Here is a 19,373-nt window from a genome sequence, read left to right as displayed (position 1 = left end):
GTTAATTTTTTTTAGGATATTGGCCGCACGCAAGCCGAACCCACTAAAACATACTCTCCCTCTATGAAGCGTTTTTGTACCCTAGTACTGAGTTGCTTTTTCCTGAACCTGGCTGCCCAAGACCTGCAGGTAAAGGAAAGCATCAATAACCCCTCCACCAACATCAACGATGGCGTCGTACGCCTCAGCGTCTCGGGCGGTACCCCCCCGTACGTCTATAAGTGGAGCAACCAGGGTACGCCCCTAAGTTCGGACAAGGCAACAGGCCTTACCGAAGGCATTCCCTATACCGTGGTGATATCCGATGCCCGGGGGAACAGCGTTACACGGGTGTATACCGTACCTACCGAGGCTATTGCCGAAATCTTCAACGGGACCATGACCCCGGCGGTAAATGCCCTGGGCGATGTACTGTTCTGGGATCCTTTTGCAGCTTTCGGGTTGTATGACCCTGTGGTCTATGCCGAGAAGAAACGGGTGCCCATCCCGGGGTGGAGCCCCGAGGTTACCGACAGGTTTGTCCTCAAACGCTGGATTGCCGCTGAAGGCCAGAAGGTAGCCAAGGGCGATGCCGTTGCCGTGGTTTCCAGAGGTGCGGGAAGCGATATCACCGTAATGGCAGAAGCTGCCGGTACGGTGAACCACCTGGTGGCAGAAGGCGGCGTGATATACGACGCGAACAACCCGGAAGATGTTATACAACAAGGAGCCCATTACCTGGCCGAAATCCACTACGACCAGCCGGTGGTCATGACCCACCCCAACGGGGACCCGATTTCCAACGGGATTCCCTTTATCGTAATCTGGCTGGTTCTCGGTGCAACGTTCTTTACCCTGCGGATGGGCTTTATCAACATCCGGGGGTTCCGCCACTCCATAGACCTGGCCAAGGGCAAGTACGACGACCCGGATGCCCCCGGGCAGGTTACACACTTCCAGGCACTCGCTACCGCCGTTTCCGGTACCGTAGGGCTTGGGAATATCGCCGGGGTAGCGGTGGCCGTTTCCCTTGGCGGGGCCGGAGCCACCTTCTGGATGATAGTCTGTGGCCTGCTAGGGATGTCTTCCAAGTTTGTAGAATGTACCCTTGGTGTGAAATACCGCGATATCCTGCCCGATGGAAGGGTTTTCGGAGGACCTATGAATTACCTGCGCTACGGCCTTGAGAAGCGGAACCTGAAAGGCCTTGGGCGTGTATTGGCGGGCGTTTTTGCCGTGCTGGCCGTGGGGGCCTCCTTTGGTGGAGGCAATATGTTCCAGGCCAACCAGTCCTTCGAACAACTCGCCGGCCAGTTTACCGTCCTTCAGGGCAATGGCTTCTGGTTTGGGGTGGTGACTGCTATCCTGGTAGGGGTGGTGATCATCGGCGGGATCCGGAGCATCGCCAAAGTAACAGGGCGGGTAGTGCCGCTTATGGCAACCATCTATGTGCTCGCGGCCCTGGCGGTCATCATTATGAATATACAGAATATTGGTCCTGCTTTTTCTGCCATTGTAGAAGGGGCCTTTAATCCGGGTGCCCTTAAAGGAGGGATTATCGGGGTACTGGTAGTCGGATTCCAACGGGCTGCCTTCTCCAATGAGGCCGGGGTAGGCTCGGCGGCCATTGCCCATAGTACGGCCAAGACCAACCACCCACCTTCCGAAGGGTTTGTGGCCCTGCTGGAGCCCTTTATCGATACGGTAGTGGTATGTACCCTTACCGCCCTGGTGCTGATCTTTACCGGGATGCACGAGGTGGAAGGCATGGCAGGTGCCCAGCTTACTTCCGACGCGTTCGGGAGTGTGTTCAGCTGGTTCCCCTATGTCCTGGGTATAGCCGTTTTCCTCTTTGCGTTCTCCACCATGATTTCATGGTCCTATTACGGCATGCGGGCCTGGACCTACCTCTTCGGCAAGAGTAAAAAAGTGGAGATGGCCTATAAACTGCTCTTTCTGGTCTTTGTGGTAATCGGGGCCTCTGTTTCCCTGGGTGCGGTGCTGGATTTCTCAGACATGATGATTCTGGCTATGTCCTTCCCGAATATCATCGGGCTTTACCTGATGAGCGGAGAAGTACGGGCAGACCTGGACCAGTACTTTAAGAAGCTCAAAGCCAACCAGCTTTTTAAGAAAGCTGCAAAATAAGCGCAGGCCGCCGGTGTAACTTTGGCGGATGCGGCGAAAAAAATCCCACTCAGGGCACCCATTGCGCCTGCGGAGTGGGATTTTCTTTTTCCTGTTGCTGTTGTTATTAATGGTCCACCTGAGGTTTACCCTTTCGGAATACCTAAGGGAACCCCCACTTCCGGACATGGTCCTGGATTCCCTCATGCAGGGGTTTACCGACAGTCTTACGATTGCAGGGCCAGGGAAACCAGCCCCGGGACGCACCGACCCAAACCGCCTGGACGATTCCAGGGGTTACGTACTCGGGCTGCATGCCGCCCAGCTGGATAGTCTGTATGCTTTCCGGGCCAGAGGGGGAACCCTGTACACCATGGAAACCCTTCAGCGGGTGGCCGGCCTCACCGATGAGGAAACTTCCCGACTGGAACCCCACATGTCCTTTCCAAGAGAAAACCGGGCACCACCCAAGGGGCAATTGGGCTGCCTGAATACGGCCAATGAAGCGACCCTTATGGAAGTACGGGGAATCGGCCCCGTGCTTTCCCGGCGTATCATAAAATACCGAAAACTCCTGGGCGGGTTCCTGCACCCTACCCAGCTTTACGATGTCTACGGGCTGGCACCCGAGGTGGCACGGCGTGCCATGGAACGCTTCCGGGTCTGCCACCCCCCGGAGGTCGGCAAGGTGCGCCTGAACAGCGCCACGGCTGAGGTCCTTGCCGGGGTCCCCTACTTTTCATGGGAAGTGGCCGTGGAAATTGTACGGTACCGCGAGGCGAACGGCCCCTTCTTAAAACTTTCCCAATTGGATTCCGTCCCAGGTATTGCCTCGGATAAAATTGGGAGAATTGGGTTATATTTGGACCTTTAAAAAAATGGCTATGCTAACTCAAACGGAATCCGGTTTGAATTTTGAATACTCTGAGACTCAGCTCCACGTGGCCGATTCTGCCCGTGCCTTTGCCGAGCAATACATCCGCCCTCATATCATGGAATGGGACGAGGCGCAAACCTTCCCGGTGGAGGTCTTCAAAAAAGCCGGCGAACTCGGTTTTATGGGAGTCCTGGTTCCGGAATCCTTAGGCGGCTCGGGCCTGGGTTACCACGAGTACATCGCCATAATTGAAGAAATTTCCAAAGTAGACCCCTCCATCGGGTTGTCTGTAGCGGCCCATAATTCACTTTGCACTAACCATATCCTGGAATTCGGGGATGAAGCTCAAAAGGCGCGCTGGATTCCCAAGCTGGCCAGGGGGGAGTGGATCGGAGCCTGGGGGCTTACCGAACACAATACCGGTTCTGATGCCGGGGGAATGAACACCACCGCAAAGCGGGAAGGGGATTTCTGGGTCCTTAATGGTGCTAAGAACTTCATTACCCATGGGATTAGCGGCGATATTGCTGTGGTAGTGGCCCGCACAGGGGAAAAAGGAGACAGCCGAGGGATGACCGCCTTTGTTATCGAAAAGGGTACCCCTGGGTTTAAAAGCGGGAAGAAGGAAGATAAATTGGGAATGCGCGCCAGTGAAACCGCGGAGCTCATCTTCACCGATTGCCGGATCCCTGACGAAAACCGTCTGGGGGAAGTAGGGGAGGGCTTTATCCAATCCATGAAAGTCCTGGACGGCGGGCGGATTTCCATCGGTGCCCTGTCTCTAGGTATTGCTAAGGGGGCGTACGAAGCCTCCCTCAAATACTCGAAAGAACGGGTGCAGTTTGGCAAGCCCATCAGCCACTTCCAGGGCATCTCCTTTAAGCTGGCCGAAATGGCAACTGAAATTGAGGCTGCTGAGCTTTTGGTGCATAAAGCGGCCTTCCTGAAGAACCACGGAAAACCCGTTACCCTGATGAGTGCAAAGGCTAAGATGTACGCGTCCGAGGTATGTGTACGGGTATCCAACGAAGCGGTACAGATCCATGGAGGATATGGCTATACCAAGGATTTTCCGGTTGAAAAGTTCTACCGCGACTCCAAATTGTGCACTATTGGAGAAGGCACCACCGAGATCCAAAAGGTGGTCATCGCCAAAAATATTTTGAAATAATTGTCGGGCATTTACCGATTGCCCCTATATTTGCACCCGCAATTCGCAAAAGAAAGGAGGTGGTAGCCTATGTTGATCATACCTGTTAAAGAAGGAGAAAATATCGATAGAGCCCTGAAGCGCTTCAAGCGGAAATTCGACCGCACGGGAACTATGCGCCAGCTTCGCCAGCGCAAGCAATTCACCAAGCCTTCAATAGACCGTCGTCAGCAAGTCCTTAAAGCACGTTACGTACAACGCCTGAGGGACCTGGAGGACCTGTAGTCTATAGTGCTCCCGAACCCATAGTACCCGGCCCCCAAAGGCCGGGTTTTTTTATGCCTGCCCAATGCGTACCTTTAGGCTATGAGTGTGCCTGCCTTTGAGAAATACCTGGCCCTGGAAAAGAAATACGCCTCCCACACGGTGCGGGCCTATGTTCGGGACCTGGAGGCATTCGCGGCGTATTGCCGGGATCACCAGGACACGGAAAACCTCGAAGACCTGCCTTATGCCGTTATCCGAAATTGGGTGATTGACCTTATGGAAAACGGACGGACCAACCGGACCATCAACCGGAAAGTAGCTTCCCTGAAGGCATATTACAAGTACCTGGTTCGCTCAGGGAAAGTGGCAGCCAACCCCCTGGCTGGACACAAACCCTTGAGGACCGATAAAAAAGTGGAGGTACCCTTCTCCGAGGCCGAGATGCGGGCCCTGCTAACCCAGTGGCCGGAAGAGGATAAGTTTGAGGGGGCGCGGGACCGCTTGGTTGTGGAGCTGCTCTACGCTACGGGGATACGGCGGGCGGAGCTTATCGGGCTTCTGCTGCAGGACCTGGACCTGGAAAACGGGACCCTTAAGGTTTTGGGTAAGCGCAGCAAGGAGCGTATTATCCCGTTACTAGAGAATCTGCGCCAGCAAATTGCCCGCTACCTGGACCTGCGGAAAGCCGAGTTTCCATTGGAAGATTCGCCATTTTTGTTCCTGACCGCCTCCGGGGGTAAAATGTATCCGACACTTGTTTATCGCATTATAAATAAGTATCTTGGAATAGTGTCGGCAAAGGCAAAAAAAAGTCCACACATTCTCAGGCACACCTTTGCCACACATATGCTCAACAAGGGTGCGGATATGAATTCGGTGAAGGAGTTGCTTGGGCATGCCTCCCTGGCCTCCACACAGGTGTATACCCACAACAGTATTGCAGAACTCAAGCGCATACACGGGTCTGCGCACCCCAGGAACAAAGACTGATTGCTAACCTTTAAAAATTGGCGGCGTATGAAAGTAACCACACAATCCGTGAACTTTACGGCAGATGGCAAGCTCCTTGATTTTGCACAGAAAAGGCTAGACAAACTCGATCTGTTTTACGACCGCGTGATCCAGGCCGAAGTCTTCCTGAAGTTGGTTAATTCCAGTGCTAAGGAAAACAAGGCGGCTGAGATCAAACTACATGTCCCCAAGGATACGTTTATCGTGAAAAAACAGTGTAAATCCTTCGAGGAAGCCATCGATTCTGCCTGTAGTTCCCTGGAGCGAAAACTGGTCAAAAAGAAAAGCAAACCAAAGGTCCAAACCGGCCTAAAATTTTTATGAAATAGTTTTGTTTAAATAAATAATTATCTACATTTGCAGTCCGTTAGAAATAGCGGACTTTTTTATGCTTAAAAAAGGCCCATTAAGCCGATGTAGCTCAGCTGGCTAGAGCACGTGATTTGTAATCTCGGGGTCGTGGGTTCGAGTCCCTCCATCGGCTCGTAAGTTCTTAAAAATTAGGGTTCGGGGAGATACTCAAGCGGCCAACGAGGACAGACTGTAAATCTGTTGGTTTTCACCTTCGCAGGTTCGAATCCTGCTCTCCCCACAAACTCAAGCCGATGGCTTGAGTAAATTACAAATTCCAAATCCCAAATACCAATGGGAATTGGAGCTGGGAAGTTTGGAATTTGGTATTTGAAATATTGGAATTTAAGTAATGCGGGAGTAGCTCAGTTGGTAGAGCGTCAGCCTTCCAAGCTGAATGTCGCCGGTTCGAACCCGGTCTCCCGCTCTAAGACCTTGGGCAAGCGTTTGTGGTGCCCATACCCTTTCCGAAAGGTAAGCGGTATGCCCCTGAAAAGGACCTTGCGCCAACAAGCCGACGTAGCTCAGGGGTAGAGCGTTTCCTTGGTAAGGAAGAGGTCACGGGTTCAATTCCCGTCGTTGGCTCTAAAGTATTGAAGTCATTGCGGGCTTCGGACCCCGGCACTGAGGTGATAAAGGGTTCCTTTTTTAAAGGCGCCCGGTGGTGGTTCAAGACATATTGTTTCCCGTAAATGGAAGCAAGGCAGGCTATCGGATTCTGCAATTGCCTGAGAGGGCAGGGCAGGGGCTGGTGGCTTATAAACACAAGTACACTAATATAAACTAAGATTAAATTCATTAACAATGGCTAAGGAAACTTTTGATCGGTCCAAACCGCACTTAAACATCGGTACCATTGGACACGTCGATCACGGTAAAACTACGCTGACAGCTGCCATCACCACGGTATTGGCAAAAGCAGGTCTGTCCGAACTGCGCAGCTTTGACTCCATCGACAACGCCCCGGAAGAAAAAGAGCGGGGTATTACCATTAACACCTCTCACGTAGAGTATCAGACCGCGAACCGTCACTATGCACACGTAGACTGTCCGGGTCACGCCGACTACGTTAAGAACATGGTAACTGGTGCTGCTCAGATGGACGGTGCTATCCTGGTGGTTGCTGCTACCGATGGTCCTATGCCTCAAACCCGTGAGCACATCCTGCTCGGACGCCAGGTAGGTATCCCGCGTATCGTTGTTTTCCTGAACAAGGTAGACATGGTAGACGACGAGGAGCTGCTGGAGCTGGTTGAAATGGAAGTACGCGAACTGCTTTCTTTCTACGAGTATGACGGAGACAACAGCCCGGTTATCGCCGGATCTGCCCTGGGTGCCCTCAATGGCGAGGAGAAATGGGTAAATACCGTTATGGAGCTGATGGAAGCCGTAGACAACTGGATCGAACTGCCCCAGCGCGATGTAGATAAAGATTTCCTCATGCCGGTTGAAGACGTATTCACCATTACCGGTCGTGGAACTGTTGCTACCGGTCGTATCGAAACTGGTGTTGCCAAAACCGGTGACCCCGTTGAGATCATCGGTATGGGAGCTGAGAAGCTCACTTCCACTATCACTGGTGTTGAGATGTTCCGCAAGATCCTCGACCGCGGTGAGGCTGGTGACAACGTAGGTATCCTCCTGCGCGGTATCGAGAAGAAAGATATCAAGCGCGGAATGGTAATCTGCAAGCCGGGATCTGTTAAGCCGCACGCCAAATTCGAGGCTGAGGTCTATATCCTGAAAAAAGAAGAAGGTGGACGTCACACGCCGTTCCACAACAACTACCGTCCTCAGTTCTACGTACGTACCACAGACGTAACCGGAACTATTGTACTGCCTGACGGTGTGGAAATGGTAATGCCTGGTGACAACCTGACCATTACTGTTGATCTGCTCCAGCCGATCGCCCTCAACGTAGGTCTGCGTTTCGCGATCCGCGAAGGTGGACGTACCGTAGGTGCCGGCCAGGTGACCAAGATTCTGGATTAAGCCTTAAGGTTTAATCAGGCACAGTGAGGGGTCCCGTCCTGATCATTTCGGGAAGGTACCCTTTCACTGTGAATACGGGTGTAGCTCAGTTGGTAGAGCACCGGTCTCCAAAACCGGGTGTCGGGAGTTCGAGTCTCTCCTCCCGTGCAACAAGTAGAATTGAAGTCCACGAGACGAGAAAGTTTATCCTGAAGGCGAAGTCCTTCAGGGAGTCTCTCCTCCCGTGCAACAAGTAAAATGGGCTGCCGGTTTCCGGCAGTTGGCGGAAGGCCCGCCATTAAACAAGTATAGCTGGATATGTTTTCATACGTTAAAGAGTCTTACGAAGAACTCAGGCACCAGGTTACCCTGCCGACTCGGGCAGAGGCTTCCAACCTTATGGTTATTGTAGCTGTGTTCTCCATCATTTTTGCACTGGCCACCTGGGCCGTGGATTCCCTCTTTTCCAAGCTTATCCAGGTGTATTTCGATGCATTAATCGGTTAAGGCCAGGGATAGATGTCTGAAGTACTGGAGAAAAAGTGGTATGTAGTCCGGGCGGTAAGCGGCCAGGAGAACAAAATTAAAGGGTATATCGAAAGCGAGGTGGAACGCCACGGTTTCGGGGAATACCTGGAAGAAGTTCTCGTGCCTACCGAAAAGGTCGTGCAGATCCGCAATGGAAAGAAAATCAACAAGGAACGCGTCTACTTCCCCGGCTATATCATGGTTAAGGCACATCTGGTAGGGGAGATGATCCACGTGATCCGCTCCATTACCAATGTGATCGGCTTTTTGGGTGAGACCAAAGGCGGAGATCCGGTGCCGCTTCGCAAGAGCGAGGTAAACCGCATGCTGGGTAAAGTGGACGAGCTGGCAGTCAGTACCGATGCAGTGGCTATCCCCTTTGTGCTGGGAGAGACTGTAAAGGTTATAGACGGACCGTTCAATGGCTTCAACGGTACGGTTGAAAAGATCAACGAGGAAAAGCGCAAGCTGGAAGTGATGGTGAAGATCTTTGGCCGGAAAACACCGCTGGAGCTCAGCTATATGCAAGTAGAAAAAGTCTGAAAAATATCTGTTACGCTTAAAAGTGACGTTGCTTCCAAATTAAACTCACTTTTACTTATCCCGGGGTCAGATCCGGGAGGAACAGTCGGCCGGGGTGAAACGGCCGGGAGTTGAAAATTAATTTTTAACAATGGCAAAAGAAGTAAGTAAAGTAGTTAAACTACAAGTTAGGGGAGGTGCTGCGAACCCGTCGCCACCGGTTGGACCCGCTTTAGGTGCTGCCGGCGTTAACATCATGGAGTTCTGCAAGCAGTTCAATGCGCGTACGCAGGACAAGCAGGGGAAAGTCCTGCCTGTTGTTATCACCGTTTATGCCGACAAATCTTTCGAGTTTGTCGTCAAAACACCTCCGGCGGCTGTACAGCTATTGGAAGCGGCAAAGGTTAAAAAGGGATCCGGCGAACCCAACCGTTCTAAAGCGGGGAGTGTAACCTGGGATCAGATCCGTACCATCGCGGAAGACAAGATGGTGGATTTGAATGCCTTTACGACCGAATCGGCTATGAGCATGGTAGCGGGCACCGCCCGTTCCATGGGGCTGAAGGTGTCCGGTAAACGCCCTTTTTAAACTGAAAAGCACTTTTTAAGATGGCAAAACTTACAAAGAAGCAGAAAGAGGCCCGGGCCAAACTGGACCGTACCAAATTGTATTCCCTGGAAGAAGCCTCTGCGCTTATCAAGGAAATCACCAACGTTAAATTCGATGCCTCCGTAGACATCGCCGTCCGCCTCGGGGTGGACCCTCGTAAAGCCAACCAGATGGTTCGCGGCGTGGTTACCCTTCCCCACGGGACGGGTAAGGATGTGAAGGTATTGGCGCTGGTGACCCCGGATAAGGAGGCAGAAGCCAAGGAAGCCGGTGCGGATTTCGTAGGCCTGGACGAATATCTCGAGAAAATCAAGGGAGGTTGGACCGATGTGGATGTGATCATCACCATGCCCAGCGTAATGGGGAAACTCGGCCCTCTCGGCCGTATCCTCGGCCCGCGCGGCCTGATGCCGAACCCCAAAACCGGAACCGTTACCATGGATGTGGCCAAGGCTGTATCCGAGGTGAAGGCTGGTAAGATCGATTTTAAAGTCGATAAAACGGGGATCGTGCACGCGGCTATCGGTAAGGTGTCCTTCCCGGCAGATAAAATTGCCGGAAACGCGAAGGAACTGATCGACACCCTGGTCAAGATGAAACCTGCTGCGGCGAAAGGCGTGTACATGAAGAGTATCTACATGTCCAGCACCATGAGCCCCAGTGTTCAACTCGATCCGAAAGCGGTTCAACTTTAAAAGCATCGAAACAAGATGACCAGAGAAGAAAAAGCAACAGTAATAAAGGAGCTGACCTCGCAACTCGGCGATAGCCCGACCATTTATCTGGCCGATATTTCCGGGCTCGACGCAGGTACGACTTCAGATCTCAGAAGAGCTTGCTTTAAAGCGAACGTTAAGCTGGCCGTAGTGAAAAACACACTGCTGGCCAAGGCTATGGAAGCATCCGACCGGGAGTTTGGCGAATTGCCCGAAGTCCTGAAAGGAAACACTTCCCTGATGTTTAGTGAAACCGGTAACGTCCCGGCTAAGCTGATCAAGACTTTCCGCAAGAAGTCTGACCGGCCCCTGCTCAAAGGCGCGTATATCGAAGAAGCGATCTACATCGGGGACGATAAACTGGACGCGCTGGTAAGCATCAAGTCCAAGGAAGAGATGATCGGGGAAATTATCGGACTGCTGCAGTCCCCCGCCAAGAATGTTATTTCCGGCCTGAAATCCGGAGGTGGCAAGCTGGCAGGAATCCTGAAAACCCTTTCCGAAAAAGAATAGTACGCACTAAAACCTAAGTATACATTTAAATCAGATTTAAACGATAGAAAAATGGCAGATTTGAAAGAATTCGCAGAACAGTTGGTCAACCTTACCGTAAAGGAAGTAAACGAGTTGGCTGATATCCTTAAGGAAGAGTACGGGATCGAGCCTGCTGCTGCCGCTGTTGCAGTTGCCGGTGGTGCTGCTGCTGGTGGAGACGCCGGTGAAGCGGCCGAGGAGAAATCCGAATTCGACGTAGTTCTCAAAGCAGCCGGAGCTTCCAAGCTGGCGGTTGTAAAACTCGTTAAGGAACTTACAGGTCTTGGCCTGAAAGAGGCTAAGGACATCGTAGACAGCGCTCCCAAAGCCGTTAAGGAAGGCATTTCCAAAGACGAAGCTGAAGGTATCAAAAAATCACTGGAAGAAGCAGGCGCAGAAGTTGAGCTTAAATAATCGCTTCAACCCTATGGTTTAAGGTTTAGGTCTTCCGCCCTCCGGGCGGCTAGACCTAAACCCTTTTATAGCTGGTATATGAAGGCATATACCGCCCATCCTTGCAAACTCACGTAATACCTGTCCGTAGATGTTCACACAACAGATTGAAAGAAAAAGCTTTGCCTCCGCTAAGAACATACCGGAATACCCGGATTTCTTGGACATCCAGATAAAATCTTTTCAGGACTTTTTCCAGCTTGAGACCAAGTCGGACCACCGGGCCAACGAGGGGTTGTACAACACCTTCATGGAGAACTTCCCCATTACCGATACCCGGAACCAGTTTGTCCTGGAATTCCTGGATTACTTCGTGGACCCGCCCCGTTACAGCATTCAGGAATGCATCGAGCGAGGCCTCACCTACAGCGTGCCGCTCAAGGCCCGCCTGAAACTCTACTGTACCGATCCGGAACACGAGGATTTCGAGACCATCGTACAGGACGTATATCTGGGCACCATCCCGTATATGACCCCCAGCGGCACTTTCGTGATCAACGGAGCAGAGCGGGTGGTGGTTTCCCAGCTGCACCGTTCCCCTGGCGTATTCTTCGGACAGTCGTTCCACGCCAACGGGACCAAATTGTATTCGGCCCGGGTTATCCCGTTCAAGGGTTCCTGGATCGAATTCGCCACGGACATCAACAGCGTGATGTATGCGTACATCGACCGTAAAAAGAAATTACCGGTAACTACCCTGTTCCGCGCCATTGGCTTTGAAAGGGACAAGGACATCCTTGAGATCTTCGACCTTTCCGAGGAAGTGAAGGTAACCAAGACCGGACTCAAGAAAATCATGGGCCGCAAACTGGCCGCCCGTGTTCTGAATACCTGGCACGAGGATTTCGTGGATGAAGACACCGGGGAGGTGGTATCCATCGAGCGGAACGAAATCGTCCTGGACCGCGATACCATCCTGGAGAAGGAGCACATCGACCTGATCCTGGAGACAGACGTGAAAACCGTCCTACTCCACAAGGAGAACAATGCCCAGAGCGATTACGCCATTATCCACAACACCCTGCAGAAGGACCCCACCAACTCCGAAAAGGAGGCCGTGGAGCACATTTACCGCCAGCTGCGAAACGCAGAGCCGCCGGACGAGGAAACCGCCCGCGGCATCATCGATAAGCTCTTCTTTTCCGACCAGCGCTATAACCTCGGCGAGGTGGGCCGTTACCGGATGAACAAGAAGCTCGGACTCGATATCGGGATGGATAAACAGGTCCTGACCAAGGAGGATATCATCACCATTATCAAGTACCTAATTGAGCTGATCAACTCCAAGGCGGAGATCGACGATATCGACCACCTGTCCAACCGTCGGGTGCGTACCGTTGGGGAGCAGCTTTCCGCCCAGTTCGGGGTGGGGCTTGCCCGTATGGCCCGTACCATCCGCGAGCGGATGAACGTCCGCGACAACGAGGTGTTTACCCCCATCGACCTGATCAACGCCAAGACCCTGTCTTCGGTGATCAACTCCTTCTTTGGGACCAACCAGCTCTCCCAGTTTATGGACCAGACCAACCCCCTGGCCGAGATTACGCACAAGCGTCGTCTGTCCGCCCTGGGGCCGGGAGGTCTTTCCCGGGAGCGCGCCGGGTTCGAGGTACGTGACGTACACTATACCCACTACGGGCGCCTCTGCCCGATCGAAACCCCGGAAGGACCGAACATCGGTCTGATTTCCTCTCTGTCCGTGTTTGCCAAGGTTAACAACATGGGCTTTCTGGAAACCCCCTATCGCAAGGTAGCGGACGGGAAAGTAGACCTGAAGGATTACAGCTTTTTGAGCGCCGAGGAGGAGGAAGGCATGAAGATTGCCCAGGCCAACATCCCGCTCAAGAAAGATGGTACCATCGATACCGATAAAGTTATCGCCCGAGAGGAAGGGGACTTCCCGGTGGTAGACCCCAAAGAGGTCAACTATACCGACGTGGCACCCAACCAGATTGCCTCCATTTCGGCATCCCTGATCCCGTTCCTGGAGCACGATGATGCGAACCGGGCTCTGATGGGATCGAACATGATGCGGCAGGCCGTACCGCTGCTTAAGCCGGATTCCCCCATTGTGGGTACCGGTCTGGAGCGGCAGGTGGCAACGGATTCCCGCGTGCTGATCAACGCCGAAGGCGACGGGGTAGTGGAGCAGGTGGATTCCCAAAGGATCACCATCCGTTACAACCGCACCGACGAGGAGCGCCTGGTGAGTTTCGATGGGGATTCCAAGACGTACGAGCTTGTGAAATTCCGCAAAACCAACCAGGGGACCAGCATCAACCTGAAGCCTATCGTCCGCAAGGGAGACAAGGTGAAGAAGGGGCAGGTGCTCTGCGAAGGTTATGCCACGGAAAGCGGGGAACTCGCCCTTGGCCGTAACCTGAAAGTGGCCTTTATGCCCTGGAAGGGTTACAACTTCGAGGATGCGATTGTGATCTCCGAAAAGGTAGTTCGGGAGGATATCTTTACCTCCATACACATAGACGAATACGCCCTGGAAGTGCGGGATACCAAGCTGGGAGCCGAGGAGCTTACCAACGACATCCCCAACGTTTCGGAGGAGGCCACCAAGGACCTGGACGAATACGGGATGATCCGTATCGGGGCCGAGGTGAAGCCGGGCGATATCCTGATCGGGAAGATTACCCCCAAAGGGGAATCCGACCCCACGCCGGAGGAGAAACTCCTGCGGGCTATCTTCGGCGACAAGGCCGGGGATGTGAAGGATGCCTCCCTGAAGGCACCGCCCTCCCTCAATGGGGTTGTGATCGATAAGAAGCTCTTTTCCCGTTCCATCAAAGACAAGCGCAAGCGTTCCGAGGATAAGGAGGCCATTGCCAAGCTGGAGATGGATTACGAAGTGAAGTTCCAGGAGCTGAAAAACGTACTGGTAGACAAACTCTTCCAGCTGATCAACGGCAAAACATCCCAGGGGGTTATGAACGACCTGGGCGAGGAGGTACTCCCGAAAGGCAAGAAGTACACCCTGAAAATGCTCAATGCCGTGGACGACTTTGCCCACCTGGTAGGGGGAAGCTGGACCACGGATGCAGCTACCAATGCACTGGTTGCCGATTTGCTTCACAACTACAAGATTAAACTGAACGACCTGCAGGGGAACCTGCGTCGGGACAAGTTCACCATTTCGGTGGGAGACGAACTGCCGGCCGGTATCATGAAGCTCGCCAAGGTCTATATCGCCAAGAAGCGCAAGCTGAAAGTAGGGGATAAGATGGCTGGTCGCCACGGGAACAAAGGTATCGTGGCCCGGATCGTCCGCCAGGAGGATATGCCTTTCCTCGAAGACGGAACCCCGGTAGACATTGTCCTGAACCCGCTGGGGGTACCCTCTCGGATGAACATCGGGCAGATTTACGAAACCGTACTGGGCTGGGCCGGGCTGAAACTCGGGCAAAAGTACGCTACTCCTATCTTCGACGGGGCTACCATCGCACAGATCGATGCCCTTACCGAGGAGGCCGGGGTGCCCCTTTACGGACACACCTACCTCTACGACGGAGGTACCGGAGAGCGTTTCCACCAGCAGGCCACTGTTGGTGTGATTTACATGCTGAAGCTGGGTCACATGGTAGACGACAAGATGCACGCGCGTTCCATTGGTCCGTACTCCCTCATCACGCAGCAACCGCTGGGTGGTAAGGCACAGTTCGGGGGCCAGCGTTTCGGGGAGATGGAAGTTTGGGCCCTGGAGGCCTACGGTGCTTCTGCAACCCTGCGCGAGATTCTGACCGTGAAGTCCGACGACGTGATCGGAAGGGCCAAGACCTACGAGTCTATCGTCAAGGGCGAAAGCATGCCTGAACCCGGCTTGCCGGAATCCTTCAACGTATTGATGCACGAACTTAAGGGATTAGGTTTGGACATCCGTCTGGAGGAGTAAGCGCAGTTCACACAACACAAAATCTAAGTACCATATCGAAATGGCTCGATTCAAGGATAATACACAAGTAAAGAGGTTTAACAAGATTTCCATCGGACTCGCATCGCCCGAGGCCATCCTGGCGGAGTCCCGGGGGGAAGTCCTTAAGCCGGAAACCATCAACTACCGGACGCACAAACCGGAGCGTGACGGGCTCTTTTGCGAGCGTATCTTCGGACCTGTAAAGGATTACGAGTGCGCCTGCGGGAAATACAAGCGTATCCGCTACCGCGGTATTGTATGCGACCGATGCGGGGTTGAAGTAACCGAAAAGAAGGTGCGTCGCGACCGCGTGGGGCATATCAACCTGGTGGTGCCTGTGGCCCACATCTGGTATTTCCGTTCCCTGCCGAACAAGATCGGTTACCTGCTTGGGCTGCCGTCCAAGAAACTGGATATGATCATCTACTACGAGCGGTATGTGGTCATCCAGCCCGGTATTGCCAAAGGCCCGGACGGGGAAGAGATACAGGCTATGGATTTCCTCACCGAGGAAGAGTACCTGAACATCCTCGAAACCCTGCCGCCGGAGAACCAGTACCTGGAGGAATCGGACCCGAACAAGTTCATCGCCAAGATGGGGGCCGAATGCCTTATTGACCTGCTCTCCCGCATCAACCTCAAGGAACTTTCCTATGAGCTGCGCGACAAGGCCCACACCGAAACGTCCAAGCAACGCAAGACCGAGGCCTTGAAACGGCTGCAGGTGGTGGAGGCTTTCCGCGAGTCCCAGGACAACCGCGAGAACAATCCGGAGTGGATGGTGATGAAGGTCATCCCTGTGATCCCGCCGGAATTGCGCCCGCTGGTGCCGCTGGACGGGGGTCGTTTTGCCACCTCTGACCTGAACGACCTGTACCGTCGGGTTATTATCCGTAACAACCGTCTGAAGCGCCTTATGGAAATCAAGGCGCCGGAGGTAATCCTCCGCAACGAGAAGCGGATGCTGCAGGAAGCTGTGGATTCCCTCTTCGACAACACCCGGAAGGCCTCTGCCGTAAAGACAGAGTCCAACCGCCCGCTGAAGTCACTGTCCGACTCCCTGAAAGGAAAACAAGGGCGCTTCCGTCAGAACCTGCTCGGGAAACGTGTGGATTACTCCGCCCGTTCGGTGATTGTCGTAGGACCTGAGATGAAACTCTACGAATGCGGTCTGCCGAAAGACATGGCTGCAGAGCTCTATAAGCCTTTTATCATCCGGAAGCTCATTGAGCGTGGGATTGTGAAAACGGTGAAGAGCGCCAAAAAGATTATCGACAAGAAGGAGCCTGTGGTATGGGATATCCTCGAGAATGTGCTGAAAGGGCACCCGGTACTGCTGAACCGGGCCCCCACCCTGCACCGTCTGGGGATCCAGGCGTTCCAGCCCCGCCTTATAGAAGGTAAGGCCATCCGCCTGCACCCCCTGGTGTGTACCGCCTTCAACGCGGATTTCGACGGGGACCAGATGGCGGTACACCTGCCCCTGGGCCCGGAGGCTATCCTGGAGTCCCAGCTGCTGATGCTGGCCTCCCACAATATCCTGAACCCTGCCAACGGGTCTCCCATCACCGTACCTTCCCAGGATATGGTTCTGGGTTTGTACTACATGACCAAAGAGCGCAAGTCTACCAAGGAAGTTCCGGTTATCGGGGAAGGGCTTACCTTCTACAGCCCGGAGGAGGTGGAAATTGCCTATAACGAAGGACGGGTTAACCTGAACGCCGGGATCAAGGTCCGGGTAAAGGACCTCAATGAAAAAGGCGAACTGGAGAAAAAGCTGATTGAAACCACAGTGGGCCGTGTGCTCTTCAACTCCGTTGTTCCGGAGGCTGCGGGTTATATAAACTCCGTACTGAACAAGAAAGCGCTCCGCGATATCATCGGGAAGATCCTGGAGGTAACGGATGTGCCTACAACTGCAGACTTCCTCGATAAGATCAAGACGATGGGATACGACTTTGCCTTCCGCGGGGGACTGTCCTTCAGCCTTGGGGATATCATCATCCCGGAAGAGAAGCACGAGATGATCGGGGACGCCAACGAACAGGTGGACGGCATCATGATGAATTACAACATGGGTCTGATCACCAACAACGAGCGGTACAACCAGGTCATCGATGTCTGGACCTCCACCAACGCCATGCTTACCGAGCTGGCCATGAAGCGGATCCGCGAGGACCAGCAGGGCTTCAACTCGGTGTATATGATGCTGGACTCCGGAGCACGGGGTTCCAAGGAGCAGATCCGCCAGCTTACGGGAATGCGGGGTCTGATGGCCAAGCCGAAAAAGTCTACTGCCGGAGGGGGCGAGATTATCGAGAACCCCATCCTTTCCAACTTTAAGGAAGGCCTTTCCATCCTTGAATACTTTATCTCTACCCACGGCGCCCGGAAGGGTCTTGCGGATACGGCCCTTAAGACGGCCGATGCCGGGTACCTGACCCGTCGTCTGGTGGATGTAAGCCAGGATGTCATTATCAATATCGAGGACTGCGGTACCCTACGCGGTATCGAAGTGGAGGCCCTCCGCAAGAATGAGGAGGTAGTGGAAACCCTTGGGGAGCGTATCCTCGGCAGGGTATCCCTTCACGATGTATACGACCCCATCAGCGAGGAATTGCTCCTCTCTGCGGGACAGGAAATCATGGAGGCCGATATCGCCAAAATCGAGGCGTCGCCCATCGAGCGCGTGGAGGTTCGCTCCCCGCTGACCTGTGAAGCGACCCATGGCATCTGTGCCAAGTGCTACGGACGTAACCTGGCGACCAATAAAATGGTTCAGCGCGGGGAAGCCGTTGGTGTGGTGGCCGCCCAGTCCATTGGAGAACCCGGAACGCAGCTTACCCTGAGAACCTTCCACGTGGGGGGTATTGCGGGTAACATTTCCGAGGAGAGTAAGCTCGAGGCGAAATTCGATGGGGTGGCGGAGATTGAGGATCTGCGCACGGTTACCGGCAAGGATGCCGAAGGCAATGCGGTACAGGTCGTTATTTCGCGTACTTCAGAAATCAAACTGGTGGATGCCAAAACCGGCATTACCCTCAGTACAAATAACATTCCTTACGGCTCCCTGCTCTTTGTGAAGAATGGGGCCAAGGTGAAACGCGGCGATGTCATCTGCCAGTGGGATCCCTACAACGGTGTTATCGTATCTGAATTCCCAGGGGAAATCGCCTACGAGAATATCGAACAAGGGGTTACCTACCAGGTGGAAATCGACGAACAGACCGGATTCCAGGAGAAGGTTATTTCCGAATCCCGGAACAAGAAGCTCATCCCCACCCTGCTTATCAAGGATAAGAAAGGGGAGGTGCTGCGCTCTTACAACCTCCCGGTTGGTTCCCACCTGATGGTAGACAACGGCGAGAAGATCGCAGAAGGGAAGATCCTGGTTAAGATCCCGAGGAAATCCGCCAAAGCCGGCGATATTACCGGGGGTCTGCCGCGGGTTACCGAGCTTTTCGAAGCCCGTAACCCCTCCAACCCGGCCGTGGTTACCGAGATTGACGGGGTAGTTTCCTTCGGCAAGATCAAGCGCGGAAACCGGGAGATCATCATCGAGTCCAAAACAGGCGAGTTGAAAAAGTACCTGGTGAAGCTCAGCAACCAGATCCTGGTTCAGGAGAATGATTACGTTCGCGCCGGGATGCCGCTTTCCGACGGTTCCATCACTCCGGAGGACATCCTGAAGATCAAAGGCCCGTCTGCGGTGCAGCAATACCTGGTTAACGAAGTACAGGAGGTCTATCGCCTGCAAGGGGTGAAGATCAACGACAAACACTTCGAGGTTGTAGTTCGCCAGATGATGCGCAAGGTTCAGATCGAGGATCCGGGAGACACCATCTTCCTTGAAAACCAGTTGGTCCACAAGGATGACTTCATCAACGAAAACGATGAAATCTTTGGCAAGAAGGTGGTTTCCGATGCGGGAGACTCCGAGAACCTCAAGCGCGGTCAGATTGTGACCGTACGCGAGTTGCGGGACGAGAACTCCATCCTGAAACGGGCAGACAAGGCTCTGGTACAGGCGCGCGACGCCGTAGCAGCTACTGCAACCCCGGTACTTCAGGGAATCACGCGGGCTTCGCTCCAAACCAAGTCCTTTATTTCGGCCGCTTCCTTCCAGGAGACGACCAAAGTACTGAACGAAGCTGCGGTAAGCGGCAAGGTAGACAGCCTGGAAGGCCTGAAGGAGAATGTGATTGTTGGTCACAAGATCCCGGCCGGAACCGGTATGCGCGACTACGACAATATCATCGTAGGCTCCAAAGAGGAGTACGACGAGATTATGGCGCGCAAGGAGGAATTGAAATTCTAATTCATACGTCAAACAACCCCCGGCACACGCCGGGGGT

15 protein-coding genes and 5 tRNA genes are annotated in these 19,373 nt (G+C 53.7%); all 20 read left to right on the top strand.

From position 1 onward, the window contains the following. Positions 1-63 precede the first annotated feature (63 nt). The 20 genes from CA832_RS13770 to rpoC all read left to right on the top strand — a co-directional run bounded on the left by CA832_RS13770 (position 64) and on the right by rpoC (position 19,336). On the top strand, positions 64-2,127 hold the full coding sequence (locus tag CA832_RS13770) for an amino acid carrier protein (RefSeq protein WP_088342210.1): 2,064 nt from the start codon (positions 64-66) through the stop codon (positions 2,125-2,127). Positions 2,128-2,155: 28 nt separating this feature from the next. Further along, a complete protein-coding gene (locus CA832_RS13765; protein WP_088342209.1) occupies positions 2,156-2,980 on the top strand; it encodes a ComEA family DNA-binding protein in 825 nt (274 codons plus the stop codon). Between the two features lie 34 nt (positions 2,981-3,014). Next, positions 3,015-4,154: an acyl-CoA dehydrogenase family protein gene (locus CA832_RS13760; RefSeq protein WP_088342298.1), complete on the top strand. Its 1,140-nt coding sequence runs from the start codon at positions 3,015-3,017 to the stop codon at positions 4,152-4,154. 69 nt (positions 4,155-4,223) lie between these two features. Continuing rightward, the gene (rpsU, locus tag CA832_RS13755; protein WP_088342208.1) at positions 4,224-4,418 is read left to right on the top strand and encodes a 30S ribosomal protein S21; all 195 of its coding nucleotides are present in this window, start codon (positions 4,224-4,226) and stop codon (positions 4,416-4,418) included. Positions 4,419-4,499: 81 nt separating this feature from the next. Beyond that, complete coding sequence (locus CA832_RS13750) at positions 4,500-5,390, top strand: tyrosine-type recombinase/integrase (protein ID WP_088342207.1); 891 nt, start codon at positions 4,500-4,502, stop codon at positions 5,388-5,390. Between the two features lie 27 nt (positions 5,391-5,417). Next, positions 5,418-5,735, top strand: a complete 318-nt coding sequence (hpf, locus tag CA832_RS13745; protein WP_088342206.1) for a ribosome hibernation-promoting factor, HPF/YfiA family — start codon at positions 5,418-5,420, stop codon at positions 5,733-5,735. Between the two features lie 86 nt (positions 5,736-5,821). Further along, positions 5,822-5,895, top strand: a tRNA-Thr gene (locus CA832_RS13740). 25 nt (positions 5,896-5,920) lie between these two features. After that, a tRNA-Tyr gene (locus tag CA832_RS13735) sits at positions 5,921-6,003 on the top strand. Between the two features lie 113 nt (positions 6,004-6,116). Next, a tRNA-Gly gene (locus tag CA832_RS13730) sits at positions 6,117-6,189 on the top strand. A gap of 86 nt (positions 6,190-6,275) precedes the next feature. Continuing rightward, positions 6,276-6,347, top strand: a tRNA-Thr gene (locus tag CA832_RS13725). Positions 6,348-6,566: 219 nt separating this feature from the next. After that, complete coding sequence (gene tuf, locus CA832_RS13720; protein WP_088342205.1) at positions 6,567-7,754, top strand: elongation factor Tu; 1,188 nt, start codon at positions 6,567-6,569, stop codon at positions 7,752-7,754. A 74-nt stretch (positions 7,755-7,828) separates the two neighbouring features. Further along, a tRNA-Trp gene (locus CA832_RS13715) sits at positions 7,829-7,901 on the top strand. Between the two features lie 150 nt (positions 7,902-8,051). Next, positions 8,052-8,240 carry a preprotein translocase subunit SecE gene (gene secE, locus CA832_RS13710; RefSeq protein ID WP_088342204.1) on the top strand — a complete coding sequence of 63 codons (189 nt, stop codon included), beginning with the start codon at positions 8,052-8,054 and terminating at the stop codon, positions 8,238-8,240. A 12-nt stretch (positions 8,241-8,252) separates the two neighbouring features. Continuing rightward, positions 8,253-8,804 (top strand): transcription termination/antitermination protein NusG, encoded by a 552-nt coding sequence (nusG, locus tag CA832_RS13705; protein WP_088342203.1) that lies wholly within the window; start codon positions 8,253-8,255, stop codon positions 8,802-8,804. 130 nt (positions 8,805-8,934) lie between these two features. After that, on the top strand, positions 8,935-9,372 hold the full coding sequence (gene rplK, locus CA832_RS13700; RefSeq protein WP_088342202.1) for a 50S ribosomal protein L11: 438 nt from the start codon (positions 8,935-8,937) through the stop codon (positions 9,370-9,372). Positions 9,373-9,392: 20 nt separating this feature from the next. Then, the gene (gene rplA / locus CA832_RS13695; RefSeq protein ID WP_088342201.1) at positions 9,393-10,088 is read left to right on the top strand and encodes a 50S ribosomal protein L1; all 696 of its coding nucleotides are present in this window, start codon (positions 9,393-9,395) and stop codon (positions 10,086-10,088) included. A gap of 15 nt (positions 10,089-10,103) precedes the next feature. Continuing rightward, on the top strand, positions 10,104-10,622 hold the full coding sequence (rplJ, locus tag CA832_RS13690) for a 50S ribosomal protein L10 (protein WP_088342200.1): 519 nt from the start codon (positions 10,104-10,106) through the stop codon (positions 10,620-10,622). Between the two features lie 51 nt (positions 10,623-10,673). After that, positions 10,674-11,057: a 50S ribosomal protein L7/L12 gene (gene rplL, locus CA832_RS13685; RefSeq protein ID WP_088342199.1), complete on the top strand. Its 384-nt coding sequence runs from the start codon at positions 10,674-10,676 to the stop codon at positions 11,055-11,057. Positions 11,058-11,187: 130 nt separating this feature from the next. Further along, positions 11,188-14,997 (top strand): DNA-directed RNA polymerase subunit beta, encoded by a 3,810-nt coding sequence (rpoB, locus tag CA832_RS13680; protein WP_088342198.1) that lies wholly within the window; start codon positions 11,188-11,190, stop codon positions 14,995-14,997. 40 nt (positions 14,998-15,037) lie between these two features. After that, complete coding sequence (gene rpoC, locus CA832_RS13675; protein ID WP_088342197.1) at positions 15,038-19,336, top strand: DNA-directed RNA polymerase subunit beta'; 4,299 nt, start codon at positions 15,038-15,040, stop codon at positions 19,334-19,336. Positions 19,337-19,373 lie beyond the last annotated feature (37 nt).

Source organism: Robiginitalea sediminis, from assembly GCF_002198115.1.
In the GTDB taxonomy this organism is placed as follows: domain Bacteria; phylum Bacteroidota; class Bacteroidia; order Flavobacteriales; family Flavobacteriaceae; genus Robiginitalea; species Robiginitalea sediminis.
This window is presented reverse-complemented; position numbering and strand designations above follow the sequence as displayed.